The organism is Paenibacillus spongiae, assembly GCF_024734895.1.
In the GTDB taxonomy this organism is placed as follows: Bacteria; Bacillota; Bacilli; order Paenibacillales; family Paenibacillaceae; genus Paenibacillus_Z; species Paenibacillus_Z spongiae.
The window spans coordinates 6,402,189-6,415,768 of the sequence record NZ_CP091430.1; the positions used below are offsets into that span (position 1 = coordinate 6,402,189).

The following is a 13,580-nucleotide window of genomic DNA, read 5'->3' on the forward strand; positions in this document are numbered from 1 at the left end:
TTACTCACCCTTCCCGCTCAAAGCTTTGTATATCGTATCTACATTGTGACGATACATGCCGAGATACGTGCCTTCATCCGTTCCCGCGTCACCCATCGCATCCGAATACAGCTCGCCGCCCAGCTTCACATCGAGGTCTTGTTTCTTGGCGCCTTCGATGACGGCGTTAATGGAAGCCGGGTTGATGCTGCTTTCCACGAATACCGCCGGTACGTTGTGCTTCACCAAAATATCGATCGTGTCCTCGATATCGGACAAGCCGATCTCGTCTTCCGTGCTCAATCCCTGCAAGCCTACCACTTGAATGCCCTGCATGCGGCCGAAGTAGCCGAAGGCGTCATGCGCCGTGACAAGCACCCGTTTCTCTTCCGGAATTTGCGATAATTTGTCCTTCGCATCCTTCTTCAAATCGTCCAGCTGCTGAAAGTACTTCGTCTTATTCGATTCAAAGTAATCCGCGTTCTCCTTGGAATATTGCTTCAATTCCTCAACTGCCGCTTCTAGCGCCTGCTTCCACAGATCGATATCGAACCAGATATGCGGATCCGTCGCCCCTGCCTGATCCTTCAGCAGGCTATCCTTCGCAAGCGTATCCCCGATCGCCAGGACAGGCTTGTTCTTGCCGATTTCCTCGAATACCTTGACCATGTTCGCCTCAAGATGCAGCCCGCTGTAAAAGATCATGTCGCTGCCCTCAAGCTTCTTAATATCCCCTTGCGTAGCCGTATATAAGTGCGGATCGACCCCCGGCCCCATTAAGCTCCGGACATGCACCTTGTCCCCGCCGATCACGGATATCGGCTCCGCGATTTGCGCGATCGTCGTCACGATATTAATTTTTCCTTCCGACGATTCGCTTGCCGCAGGATCCTGATCGGATGAACATGCCGTTAACACGAGCGATGCGGCAAGCACGAATGCCATCACCCATGATCCCGACCTTCTTCCAAACAACCTTCTCTCCACTCTTGCTCCTCCTTTGTAATGGCCGGTTGGCGGCCTTATGTAACTTGTCTTGAAGCAAATATGTTTCCTTTAGGCAAAATTAATTGATATATACAAATTAATTGTCCCGATGCAATTTGTCAATAGGCTTCCGCCACTCATCCTGTGCTAAAAATGGGAATTGCGGATATCTAAAGAGCCTTGAAACGCTGGTCAGAATTGGATTTCATTCATTTTTGCCTTCAGGGAAAATATTTTGAAAATGACAAAATAATTGCTCATCACAAAAACTCCAAAGTAGCAATGATCTCTGCATTTCAAACTGCAGAGTCAGGAGGTTAAGGCCAAAAGGCGGTGAACTGGCGACTGGCGAAGATGGTGGATGATTAAACCGGGGTCGCATACGAAATGATGCATGCGGATAAAAAAGTTGGCGATGGGAAACATTATACATGATGAACATGAAGGAGGAATCCATGCTTTACTTGTACAGCTTTGGGCTATTGCTTGGCGGATTGTCGGTCATCAACCTTATTTTCTCGTACCAAAGCAAGCATATCGACCCGCATTTCTGGATGATAGCCAAGTTCCAGCTGGTCATGCTGCCCCTCTTCTTGCTGGCGAACATGTGCATCGGCTACGGCATCCGGTTCGGCTATAAAGCGGCGAGAAATTTGACCTTCATCCTAATTGTAGGAAAATGCATGGAGATCGTGATCTCCCTCATCATGGGCTATCTGTTCCTTAGGGAGATTCCCAACTGGAAGACGTGGGTCGGCTTGGGCGTAATTCTGATTGGCGTTGTGCTCGTGAAACAAAAATAGATGCCGGATTACCCGGCATCCATAACGTATCAAACTAATGACAACTAAAGCCGTCCAACAGATCATAAAACCGGATTTTTTCCAAATCGACATTGGATATCCCGTATTCCTCATAGAACAGGCCGGTCCACTCTTCGCCGTGATTGCGGATGATGCTGTAATGAATGGCCGCGAGATCTCTGTACTTATCCGCAACCCCTGCATCTGCCAGATCGATAAATCCGCTGATGTCCGTACCCCGAATGATCACATTCGGAACCGAATAATCGCCGTGCGTGAAAACAAGGTCTTCGGTGGAGTAGGGGTGCGATATCAGCCGTTGATACAGATGATCAAAACGGTCCTCGAACTCCTCTTCTATGCTCTCCTTATTTATCGCTCCTGCCTCGACCTTGCGTACGATTTCATTCAACCGCGCATGAAGCCTGCAATCGAAGGGACAATCGTTGATTTCGACAGCATGCACCTGCTTCAACGCTTGGGCAAGCTTGCGTATGATGAACGCGGGGTTCTCTTTGAAACGGGCGTCTGAACCGTCAATCCCCTTTATCTCGGACATCAATAAGTATTCGAATCGTTCATCCTTCGAATAGTGAATCACGTTCGGAACAGGCAGCCTGGCCGCTAACCAACGCAGCTTCTGGCTGTACTGCGCAAGAGGCTCGCGGTGAGGGATCGGCAAGATTTCGAGAAACCCCGTTGATCCCGTTACTTGTTCCACACGATAGGTTGACGCACCCGAATAAGGCGCATGAATTTTCTCCCATCCCTCTCGAATCAGAACGGCTAACTCATTGGGTAGTGTGAATGATTCAATCTGCAAGGCAGAACCTCCTATTTCGACTTTCGCCATACGGCAGCGTACTTCTTGCGGTACTTGATGTCCTCCTCGGTTTCAATCAAATCCAACGCAAGCTGCTTGACGGACTCATCCGGCTCATATTGGTATAAATTCCACAGCCCTTGAATGATGTCGAACCGGATCAAGGTGCCGTTCTTCTCCTCCATGCAATTGCGATAGCGGTCTGCCAGGCCGTTCATCACCAATTGCTTCTGAGGCTGCCCGGCCATCCCGATTTTCCACAACGATTGGAGACAATGCCTTGCGGTGACGAACCGCTTGTCCTTGGTCACTTCCATCAGAGCGGCAAAGTCATCGAATATCCTTCCCTCGGGATCGCTCTTGGCCAAGTTGCACAGAAGCTGCGAAGCAATGGAGCGATTGTGGTTATCGGGATGGGTTAGATCCTGTTTGAGCTCATCCCATATGTCATAAGCCCAATCTACTTGCTCCTTCGTCTGCTCCATAGCCGCATAGTAGGCTTCGTTCTGCACCTCCCGGTCTTGCGATCGAAGTTTGTCCATCATGGTTTGCGCAGCAGCATGATCCATAACGTTCATGACCTCCTTGCTTCATCTGATTCTTACACAGCAGCGAGTAGCTATCCGAAACATGACCATTCAGCGTATACTTGTACTTGTTCATACATCATACCATGCTCGAGAACGAAGCTCATGACCAATCGCGGGACAAATTCAATGCCATTAAGGCTAAACTCGTCTTCACTATCTATCTGGGAAGGAGAATCTTAAATGTTGTCAGCTATTTTGCTTTTCGTAGTTGCGGGACTCGCTGAAATCGGCGGAGGATATATGGTATGGCTCTGGCTCCGGGAGTCCAGACCCTTGTGGTATGGCCTCGTGGGCAGCCTCATCCTTGTTCTGTACGGGATCATTCCGACGCTGCAGAACTTCCCGACCTTTGGCCGCGTCTACGCCGCATATGGGGGCGTATTTGTTGTGCTCGCCGTGCTGTGGGGATGGGGCGTCGATAAGAAGACACCCGACATGTACGATTGGATTGGGGCAGCCGTTTGCGTTGTAGGGGTCTCCATCATGCTCTGGGCGCCAAGAAATTAATCGTACCCGGCTTAACCCTCATGGAGACGGGATCACAGAAGGGATTGGAGTGACGATTCAGCCTTGCCAGCTGATTGAAAGCTTCCAATCGCTCGGGATCCGTATGATCGCAATGAAGCATTCGCCTTCCAGAAGGTTGGAAATGTTCTATCGGCACGAAAAATATTTAAGTCATGCCGCCCAAGCATTCTTGAAGAGAATGGAGACGTCCTTCACCTCCCGTTAACGCAAAAAACAGGCCGCCTCGGGCAGCCTGTTTGCCATATGCTCCGCCTGACAGCTAATTTTCCCGGTGCCAGTTTTCCCTGATTTTATCCCGGAGCGGTTTGGAAGTTTTCTTAGCCGGTTCGCCGAATTCGGCAAATAATAAATAGAGGATTCCGATCAGTAACGATAGTACGCTTAGAACAAGCGGGCCTTTCCCGACGTAAGCCAACATTTGGCGGAATAAATCCGCATCCCACGACGAAACATTCGAACCGAAAATAGCCGCGCTCAAATATCGGATCCCGTATAGAAATGCAGCAATAGCAATAAACACGATCCCTGCCGTGCGCTTGTGCATCGTATCCCTCCTCATTCGCTGCTGATCAATCGCTTTTCTAATCGAACTTCGGCTTCCATTAGGGTGAATCCTGCTTTACGCTGTACGGCCAGCATAGGTTCGTTATGACTTAAGCTTGCGGTTTCGATCGAATGAAAGCCGTGCTGCCGTGCATATTGCATCGTACAATATTTCAACGCTGTCGCAATGCCGCGCCTTTGATAACGCCGCAGAACGCCTGTCAGTCCTTGCACCAAACCATAGGGCTCCGAATCCTTTCTCATGACATAGCTGCATCCAATATAAGCGGCGCCATCTTTGGCGATGAAATACCCGTCATGTACGTCCTGCAGCCGATTCAGCTGATCTCGAAACGCCTCGTAGGACATGGGGACAACGGGATCTATTGTCGGCCAAATCGTAAACAGCTCTTGCTCGAACTCATATAACTTCCGGAAGCAGTCCGGTGCATATTTCAATTCAGCTTCAAGGGTGCTGATCACGATCCCCTTCGACGCCTGCTCGTCGAGTAATGAGCTTAAGCCGCTTACGTCGCATTGCGCGATATCCGCCTGCAGTCGTAACATCCGTTCGTATTCGTCGAATCCCCGCTTGGTGAAGAAGCCGATATCCTTGCTCTCCGCTAACCTTACCCGAACAGCCGCCGCTTGCATGCCGTGAAGCTCATGCGAAATCGCTTCCAATAGTTTATGTCCTACCCCTTTATTTCGCCACTCCGGCTTAACGCCGAGGAGAAGACGATATTTGCCTAGCCCTGGCTGCCTGGGAATGTCGGGACGAACGCAGGCATAGCCGATTATTCCGGGCGTTTGGTCATGCACCGCAACGAAATATCGTTTGTAGACATCCTGATGTTCGCATGCCTTCACCCAATCATCCGCATTCTCCACATGATACCGATCGGCGATTTCCCTGCTCAAGGATACGACCTCTTCAGCATCCTTTATCATCGGCCTTCGAATGGAACAACTCACTGTGTAATCCCTCCGTTATACGGTAATCAGCGCGGATAGCTTCAGGCCCCGCTCGCGAAATTTGGCCAGATGCTCCGCCAGCCGATCATGCTCCTTGCTCTCCAGTATCTTCTTCGTTTTATGAACGAATCCCCAATTGAAGCAGCCCGTCAGCCATATTAAGGAAGACAGCCGGATCCGCTCATCCCGCCCCAGAAAGTCCCTCGCACCATATCCCGATAACAGACTTTCGGCGAGTGCAGGCGAGACCTCATGCGATTCGAGTCCCTTGGTCCGCGAATACCATTTGATCAGCCATGCCAAGCCTTCGATTCGGTCCGTATACCCGATATGTTCAAAATCGACAATGCCGACGATATGCTCTTCTTCATCCCACAGAACATTAAGCGGGTTCAAATCCGACTGCATCATAAATTCGAGCTTGGATGAATAAGCACTGCCGATATGCCATTTTGCCAGAAGGATGTAATCATGGAGCAAGGATCGATTCGCTGCCGATAAGTCGGATGACGCATACGCGTCTTCGAGGATACCCATCATTTTCATGCTGCCTATTCGGTGAGAATCTTTAGGGAGTGAAGACGGATACGCGATGGATACATCATGGAGCTTTCTGGCCATCTGTCCGAATTGATAAGAAACCGATTCCGTACAATGGGTAATATGCTTGCCTTCGATCCACTCAAACAATAAGAACCGGTATTCCGCTCCGTTCCAGCTGACCTTCGCAAACGACTTGGAGAATGACGGCGCTTGGAGACGCATGAAGGGAATGCCCCGGCCATTCAGAAACTGGATATAATTCATCTGTTCCTCTAACACCTGATCCGTCAATGCAACGAACACATCATGCTCATATCGGCGGTTGCTGATGAACCGTGCCGAGTAACACCGGTCCTCCACTCGTATTTTGTAATGATAATCGCTGTGATAGATGCCCGGCAACCGGCTTTCAATTCGAAGCGCCGCCGGATCCAGATCATAATCTCGAATGGCATGGCGCAACATGGCTAACTCTTCATTCATCGTTCCCGCTCCCTTCTGTGAAGTCAGTGAAAGAGCCCCTGCTCGATTGAGCAGGGGGTCGAACTCCGCTAGCGTGTTATGGGTATTCCCTGAATCATGCGATTTCCGTCCCCTTCGAAGCTGTTTCGTTTATCTCCACCTTGCTGCACGCATGAAGGCGGATGATTCGATCACTTACACATCTGCTTCGCCGGAGGCGTCTATTCGATCTCCACTCCGTTGATCGCCACTTCAAGCAGGTCAAGGTTATCGGAGCAGCCGCCTTCCGGGAAAAACAGTCTTACAAATTTGGATTGCGCCTGCACTTCGTACAAATCGGAGAACCCGAAATATGCGCCGCCCGACGGAGGAGTAACGGTACTGGCCGTACGCCAATCCATTCCGTCTTCGCTTGTCTGAATTTCGATGATCTTCGGGGTGTTGCAATAATTCTGGTTTAACGAGTTAAAATTGATTTCTATGTTTTTGATATCGGCAACATCGTTTAATTCAAATGCAATCCATGATGCGCGATCGCCGGGTACAGACCATTTTGAACCGTCAAAAAGAGTGCCTTCAATGAATTTGCCGTCTATGACTCTATCTGGCGTATAACTACCTTGACTTTCGCTCGCTGTTACTCTGGAGCCTTTCGCCAAATTTTTATAGGGATAAAGATCAATAAACACCCTATTACTCGTGAATGTTTGCCCGTCCAATTCAGCTTCGGCCCAAACCGCCGCTCTAGTCAGCTCCGTTACACGTTTAGGAATGGCCTTGCCGTTTGCAAATGTAACAATGTCGCATTCTGTTATCGCAACGGGTTGCGTCATTGTTCCGCCTTTCAGATTGACAATGCCCGATTTCATGGTGACATTCGCCGCTGCCATTCCGATTGCGCCGCCTTTTAACGAACGTCCCTCAAGCGAATAATGCCATGCCTCATAGCTGGAAAATTGCCCGTAAACTTCCCGGTCCTCCATTCGCAGAGAAACGCCGATCATCGTATCTTTCACATAAACGTTGCCGCCCTTAACCGCCACATGCAAAATATCCGACTTCTCCACGCCTTCATAAGTGCTTTTAACGGAAATCGCTGCCGTTCCATCGTGAACCGCTTGAACAATTCCGTTCTGATCCACCGCTGCGATATTCGGATTGTCGCTGCCGAAAGTAAGCCCCCCTTGTTCAAAACGGACTTTCAACGCGGGGTAAGTCATATATCCTTCGGCGTCTACACGCAGTTTGTCAGGTACTATTTGGCTTCCGGTCGCAATCAAATGGGTGAGCTTATATTTCCGTTCAGGACTGTCCGTGACGATCTTCACGATCGTATCGACCTGATCCCGTTCTACGCCGGTCAGGTCAATGGTTACGCTCTCGCCAGCTTGCGTAAAGTTTAACGGCCTGTCTTCGTTGAGCCAAGAGACGCTGACCACACGATGCTTCACGGGGCTTATCGCAAGGAAATCGCCGCTGTACCCCTTTTTGCCGTCCGGACCGACAATCAGATGCAAATAGATATTGTTGTCTCTGGATATGGCGTAACCCCAATCAGGCCCTTTGCCGCTCTCGAATTCGGAAATATTTCCTTTCCCGTCATCCTTATATCCGAATCCGCTCAAGAAATAGGGCATCGTCCCTGTGGTGGATTCGTGCCTTTCCGGCTTGCCTTCCGGCGCGAACCACGCGGCAAGCCCTTCACGAACATCGATAAACTGCTGCACCGACTTCGGATACCTTGTCGCAATATCCTCCGGGCTGTTCCAGTTCGGGCCGCGGTCCATTAGCGGCATCTGATCGTTGTTATCCACGAACCCTCTTCCGGCGTTCATGATCATTTCCTTCGCTACCAGCCTATAGTCGTCGCGCCTCGAATAATATGGCGAGAAGTTATCCTTGGTAATGATCGATTTCCATGGCTCCGCGATCGTTCGCTTGGTCAGATTCGAGCCTCCGCCGCCAGCAAAAATTTCGCTTGCTTCCGTCGTTCGGAGATCGGTGTCTCCGTATTCATCCGTCCATGCATTGGAGTTAATAATAATGGCATCGCCGTAATTGCGGACCATGCTGAACATCACGTCATAATTGGCATCCGGCATCGCCTGAGGGCCGTCGAAATAAAGATACGCCGGATCATAACGCAAAATAAGATCCTCCACGTTTTGCACAAACACGTCTGTTGAAAAATGCTGTAATCCGCCGCCCTCGGTTGCGTAATACAGACCGAATTTCATGCCATACCGTTTTACCGCTTGCTCAAAGGGTCTTATGCCGTCTTGAACCTTGCCGTTCTCGTCCTTCGGCATATATAAATTTCGGATATGCAGCGGATCCGCGAATTTGGACGGCCAGTAATAGTTTTGCTGCAGCGACTCCACCGATACCAGAGAGTGACCCTGCGCCTTGGCGCGCTGCGCCCACAAATCCGCGGAAAAATGAGGATCTACAAACCAGTTGTAAATCGTAATACAATGGCTGAGCGCCGAAACCCGTCCTTCTTCAAACCACTTGTTAGGGCGCTCCTTGACCTCGATCGCAAAAGCTTTTGTTGCCGCAATTCCAAGAGAGTCCGTCACTTTTATCGTAAAGGAATATTTACTCGGCGCCGCGCCGACGAACCCGTCAATCGTTCCGTCGGGATTCAGGCTTAAACCTTCCGGCAGCGAGCCGTCGTCCACACTCCAAGTATAGCCGGGCTTGCCGCCGCAAGCTAGAAAACGAAAAGGCGAGGCCGATACGCCATGCTTTGTCGTATAATTCGATTTATTCCAAACATAAGGCCATTCGGTATAACCAATCGGAAGCGCGTTTGCCGGCAGCCCTCTGCCCGGTTTCCCATCCGCAACTGCATCAGCGGCGCTTAATTCACGCGTATCAATGGACAATTCATCGTTGTCGCCTGTAACGGAATAGGTTAAGTCCTCTACGTTATTGCCGCTGCTGTCGGTAATGCGGCCGTAAAAACCGAAATAATGAACGTCCGCATCCTGCGCAACGGGAACTCCGTTCTCATTCATGTCCTCGGTGAAGGTATGCTTCATCTGCAGAAGGATTTTATTCCACCCCTCCTTCAGACGAACGTTCGCGATTGTCATATCCTTCTGCACTTCGGACGGCTCTGACGGTTCGGTTACCGCAGCGTCATTGACGAACAAACGGTGTTTGCCGCTCGAACCAAACCGAAACTGGACATCTTGGGCAAAGCGGCTGTATATGTAGGTGTTCGCGCATACATATTTGTTGCGGGTATCAACGCCTTTTTTCACCGTATAATAGCCGTATAAATCCTGGTAATCATCGTAGTTTCTGTTCCAGAGGCGGTCGTCAAAATACTCCCAGACCTTACTGCAAGCAAAGACCTTGCCGGCTTTAGGCATAATATCGACTGTGCCGCACATTTCGTCCGCTACCGCCGTTTCAAAAGGACCGGCCACCAGCCAGCTGTTAATAAACGGCGCATTCCCCATGACTGGTTGTGCGTGTGCTTCTTGCATAATGAAACTCCCTTCACGAATTAATCCAAGCGGATGAATACGAAGCCCCCTCGACCCTGTCCCGATTCGACAGGACTCTGAACGCGTGTACATTTTATGCAAAGCTGAAGCGCTTTCCTTAAAGATACTTCCATTCCGATCCAGCCGTCAACCCGTTGCCGTAGAAGAAATCGTTGTACATGTTCATCGTCATGACCCATTTTTTTTACAGGATCTGGATAAAAAGAAGAGTTAGCAAAAAACCGCTAACTCTCGTTTGTTCAAATCACGTTCTCATGCGATGACATCTGCGTTTATTCTCTTGGTTTCAAACCCTTGAATTGCTCTACTTTTGTGTCAGTACATATTGAGCGTCTCGCAGCAAATAGTTTGCCGCTTCGCTTGAGATGTGCTTCCCGCTTTGGGCCTTCACATCATTCATAAAGCCTTTCAGATTGTTGCTTGCCAATTTTCCCAGCAGATTAGTGGCAATATCGGCCTTATCGATCTCTTTGTTATTAGCAAAGCGTGTCACCAATGCTTTTAAAGAATCGTTGCTGGCCACCGTCGTAAACCGAACGGTCTTGCTTGCCTGGTTGCCGACCAAGTCGCTGGCGGATACAACAAGCGTATGCTGACCAAGCGGCAGCTTATAAAGCGGGATCGCCGTTCCGATTTGGTAAGATTGCGAATCAAGCGTCACCGTCGTCTTGCTGGTGTCCACACCCGACAAATTATCGGTCAGCTTAATCTGAGGCGTCAAATCCCCGGAATCTTCATAGATGCTGTTGTCTCCCGGTACGGTCACCTCGACCTCAGGAGCTTCCTTATCCACCGGCGCTATAAATTTCATTTCCGACAAACCGACATTTGGCCCGCTTCCACCGGATACCTGGAATTTGACCCATGTCGCCGTCTTGTCAGGGAAAGTTACAGAATAAGCGCTCCCGTCATTCGGGATTCCTGAAACCGTCAAAGTGCTTCCGTCGCTGAAGGTAAGCGTTCCGCCGGGCGCCCAGTCCGCTGAGTTGGGCCGATCATAGAAGACAATCTTGTTGAACGTTTGATTCGCCGTCCAATTCACCTGGATCCATGGATTCTGTTCTCCCTTGGAGGCCCATTCGCCATTAACCGCTTGTCCTATGCCATCGAACACTTTATTGGGAGTAAAACTGGCATTGTAATACGATGAAGCGGTAACTGTGGCGGTCCGCGCTGGGATTTTATCAACAGTTACTCCAATGCTTGTTGTCAAAGGCACGTTATCGGGATTTAACACCCCAGGTGGCAAATTTACAGTTCCATTTACAGTGAAGGTCTGCGCCGTCGTGGCAGTTGGATTGTAGCTTGCACGATCTACATCCCAATTCACACCGGCAACCAAGTATCCCAAATCGGTTACAAGCATTACTTTGGCAGGCAATCCAAGGGCGTCCGCTGTATTCGCCGTTCCGATCGCCACGTCTGTTATGTCGGCAGGCGCAGTGATGCTGTTCAATTTAGTCTCTGTCAATCCAATTATCAAATCCGCAATAATCGGCAGATGGTCGGAAGCGACACGGGTCGTTTCCGTTAGCAGGACATCCGCGTTCTGCATCACTATATTCTCGGAGGCAAAGATATAATCGATTCGCATTCCCGGCACGGTGTAATCCTCGTTCTGACCCAATGAGCCGAACACATCGTTATAGGCTTGCATCATCGGTTGCATTTCGGCGCTGTCCGGAAGAGCATTGAAGTCGCCGACGAAGATTGCTGGTCCTTCGTTTTTCCCGCCCCACTCTAGTATTTCCTTGATCTGCTGCGTCCGTTCTGACGCTCTTTCCCAATCAAGATGGGTGTTGAAGAAACGGAATTGGGTTCCTTTAACGTCGATTACGGTTTCCAACAATCCCCGTTGTTCGCTCATGCTGAATAGGAGGTGATTCTCGGAAGAAACAATCGGATATTTGCTTAAAACGGCCGTTCCGTATTGATGGCCATTCGAATTCAGATTAGCCCCGTACGCGAATTCCATGCCCAGATACTCGGACAGCCGTCTGGCCTGATCTTCGAAATTGCTCCGAGGACCGAAGTTATTATCTACTTCTTGCAGGCCGATGATGTCGGCATTCGAGTCTTTAATAATGTCACCGATCCGTTTCAAGTCCAATTTTCCATCCGATCCTGCAGCGTGATGAATGTTGTAGGACATCGCTCTGATTTGAACCTTCTCCAAATCAGAAGATTCCGCCGCCTTTACGGATGTCCCCACCGCGAACGGGGCCGCCAACAAGGACAATATGGCACCGACAAGAATTGATTTCTTAAAAATCGACTTCTTAAACAAGTTACCACTCTCCTAGATTATTTTTGTACAAAAACAATAATAGTTTTGAATGGGCGTTTGTCGTCTTGCTTTGCCGGTTAACGTCAAATCTTGTTCTCCCTCGTTCTTTACTACAAAGATTATCACCCCCAAATTTCATCGTATCTATGATAACTGGTACATTCAATTTAAAGTTATATGAAGATAACGTTCAGGCTCATATCAAGCAGCTGGAGAAAATACGACGTGTTCTCATTACAATCTTTGAATCAACCAATAAAATGCCAGCACAAAAATCAAGCACGACGTTGAAATCATCATTTTCCGATACCACGGGAACTTTCGCATCCATATCAAGAGGGGCAGCAATAGGCATATAATTATTAGCTGGCCCACTTCCACGCCTAAATTAAACATCAGTAATGTGCCGATCAGATTGCTCTTGGGCAGTCCCGTTTCAGCCAAAGCCCCGGCGAAACCCATGCCGTGAATCAGGCCAAATATGGCTGTCAATATCCACCGCCATTTCGCCTTTTGAACAAAAATATTTTCCACAGCCACATAACAGATGCTGAGCGCTATTATGGCTTCGACCCAGGAAGAGATGACTTGAATTCGGCCCGACGCCACCAAGAAAAGTGTAATGCTGTGAGCGACGGTGAAAGCAGTAACAATTTTCAACGCTTCCTTGAAGCTGGATGTGATTATTATTAGTGATAGCAAAAAAAGCACATGATCATATCCGGTCAAAAGGTGTTCGATTCCAAGTACAAAATATCTCCACAGGACGACGCCAACGTTTTCTCGAGGAACGTTGATATGAATGTCTCTTTTGTCGGTTGCAAGCATTTCTTGTCGGGAATATTCACCATAATTAACCAAGAGTAAACTTGTATGATTAGGCGCATCATCAAACACCAGATTGTAATGAAGATCAAATTGTTCGACCTCTTCATCGGCGGTAAATCTTAGTCCGATCACTGCGCCTTTTCCGGAACTATTCTCTATTACGTTCATCGAAAGCAGTTCCATCTTTAAGGGGTTGGAGTCTATATCTATACGTAGACCATTCTTTATATACGAATCGATCTTATCTTTTTGCGAGGCCAGTTCCTCGTTATCCAGATTATCATCCTTATTGGTATCGAATTGCCCCAGCAAGTCTTGTTCAATGAAAAGTTCATAGTCAATCTCATTCCCTTGAATATATAACTTCGAGTACCCCAAGTCTGCGACATCCGCGAATGAAGTAGTGGCCGTCCCGATGGATAGTAAGATTATGAACAACAGAAATGAACGTCGGATCATAGCTGTACCTCTTTTCATAAAGCCGATTCATTTAGTCAAGTTCCTTAAGAGGGTTGTCTTGGACCGCGCTTGCTTCGCAGCCGAGAGATTCATACCTTTCGCCGGAGTGATGGTGGCATATTCACAATTTCCCTGCTCATTTACCGGATCGTAATAGAAGCCCGCAACAAGACGTCACATACGTATACCTTTGGTACCATTAATCGTTCAAATCGATGAGGGGGAGAAAACTGATCTCTCCCCCCCTTTTCATTA

At 49.0% G+C, this 13,580-nt stretch carries 12 protein-coding genes; 3 read left to right on the plus strand and 9 right to left on the minus strand.

Going from position 1 to position 13,580, the window contains the following annotated elements; genetic code table 11:
- On the minus strand, positions 1-924 hold the full coding sequence (locus tag L1F29_RS28825) for a metal ABC transporter solute-binding protein, Zn/Mn family (RefSeq protein WP_258389841.1): 924 nt from the start codon (positions 922-924) through the stop codon (positions 1-3).
- 497 nt (positions 925-1,421) lie between these two features.
- On the opposite strand from L1F29_RS28825, the gene L1F29_RS28830 reads away from it, so the two are divergent.
- The gene (locus L1F29_RS28830) at positions 1,422-1,769 is read left to right on the plus strand and encodes a DMT family transporter (RefSeq protein WP_258389842.1); all 348 of its coding nucleotides are present in this window, start codon (positions 1,422-1,424) and stop codon (positions 1,767-1,769) included.
- A 34-nt stretch (positions 1,770-1,803) separates the two neighbouring features.
- Here the strand turns inward: L1F29_RS28830 and L1F29_RS28835 are convergent, their stop codons facing one another.
- Together L1F29_RS28835 and L1F29_RS28840 are read right to left on the minus strand one after the other, a co-directional pair.
- The gene (locus tag L1F29_RS28835; protein WP_258385455.1) at positions 1,804-2,592 is read right to left on the minus strand and encodes an APH(3') family aminoglycoside O-phosphotransferase; all 789 of its coding nucleotides are present in this window, start codon (positions 2,590-2,592) and stop codon (positions 1,804-1,806) included.
- Between the two features lie 11 nt (positions 2,593-2,603).
- A complete protein-coding gene (locus L1F29_RS28840) occupies positions 2,604-3,170 on the minus strand; it encodes a hypothetical protein (protein WP_309252351.1) in 567 nt (188 codons plus the stop codon).
- Positions 3,171-3,362: 192 nt separating this feature from the next.
- On the opposite strand from L1F29_RS28840, the gene L1F29_RS28845 reads away from it, so the two are divergent.
- Both L1F29_RS28845 and L1F29_RS28850 read left to right on the plus strand, forming a co-directional pair.
- Positions 3,363-3,689 (plus strand): YnfA family protein, encoded by a 327-nt coding sequence (locus tag L1F29_RS28845; protein ID WP_258385456.1) that lies wholly within the window; start codon positions 3,363-3,365, stop codon positions 3,687-3,689.
- Positions 3,690-3,738: 49 nt separating this feature from the next.
- Complete coding sequence (locus L1F29_RS28850) at positions 3,739-3,915, plus strand: type 2 periplasmic-binding domain-containing protein (RefSeq protein ID WP_258385457.1); 177 nt, start codon at positions 3,739-3,741, stop codon at positions 3,913-3,915.
- Between the two features lie 54 nt (positions 3,916-3,969).
- Here L1F29_RS28850 and L1F29_RS28855 read toward each other — a convergent pair whose 3' ends face one another.
- The 6 genes from L1F29_RS28855 to L1F29_RS28880 form a co-directional block, all read right to left on the minus strand.
- Positions 3,970-4,254 carry a hypothetical protein gene (locus tag L1F29_RS28855; RefSeq protein WP_258385458.1) on the minus strand — a complete coding sequence of 95 codons (285 nt, stop codon included), beginning with the start codon at positions 4,252-4,254 and terminating at the stop codon, positions 3,970-3,972.
- Positions 4,255-4,265: 11 nt separating this feature from the next.
- Complete coding sequence (locus L1F29_RS28860; RefSeq protein ID WP_258385459.1) at positions 4,266-5,228, minus strand: GNAT family N-acetyltransferase; 963 nt, start codon at positions 5,226-5,228, stop codon at positions 4,266-4,268.
- 15 nt (positions 5,229-5,243) lie between these two features.
- Complete coding sequence (locus L1F29_RS28865; RefSeq protein WP_258385460.1) at positions 5,244-6,254, minus strand: phosphotransferase enzyme family protein; 1,011 nt, start codon at positions 6,252-6,254, stop codon at positions 5,244-5,246.
- Between the two features lie 200 nt (positions 6,255-6,454).
- Entirely contained in the window at positions 6,455-9,730 is a 3,276-nt protein-coding gene (locus tag L1F29_RS28870) for a putative Ig domain-containing protein (RefSeq protein ID WP_258385461.1), read from the minus strand.
- Positions 9,731-10,055: 325 nt separating this feature from the next.
- Positions 10,056-12,038, minus strand: a complete 1,983-nt coding sequence (locus L1F29_RS28875) for a DUF7402 domain-containing protein (protein WP_258385462.1) — start codon at positions 12,036-12,038, stop codon at positions 10,056-10,058.
- Positions 12,039-12,272: 234 nt separating this feature from the next.
- Entirely contained in the window at positions 12,273-13,325 is a 1,053-nt protein-coding gene (locus L1F29_RS28880) for a HupE/UreJ family protein (protein WP_258385463.1), read from the minus strand.
- Positions 13,326-13,580 lie beyond the last annotated feature (255 nt).